General features: G+C 73.4%; 1 protein-coding gene. It reads left to right on the top strand.

The features are described from left to right. On the top strand, positions 1-229 hold a 229-nt coding region (locus V0R37_RS23360), incomplete at both ends, for an SDR family NAD(P)-dependent oxidoreductase (protein WP_420376726.1).

The following is a 229-nucleotide window of genomic DNA, read 5'->3' as shown; positions in this document are numbered from 1 at the left end:
CGACCATGGCGAGACGAGCTACAAGGGCTCGGGCAAGCTGACCGGCCAGGCGGCGCTGATCACCGGCGGCGATTCCGGCATCGGCCGCGCGGTCGCCATCGCCTTCGCCCGGGAGGGTGCGGACGTCGCCATCTCCTACCTGCCGGACGAGCAGGCCGACGCGGAGGCGGTCGCCCAGTGGATCGAGAAGGCGGGACGGCGCGCGCTGCTCCTGCCGGGCGACCTCAAG

It is taken from the genome of Pollutimonas rozaliensis (genome assembly GCF_048751585.1).
In the GTDB taxonomy this organism is placed as follows: Bacteria; Pseudomonadota; Gammaproteobacteria; order Burkholderiales; family Burkholderiaceae_B.
Note: the sequence above shows the minus strand (reverse complement) of the source record. Positions and strands in the feature narration are given on the sequence as shown.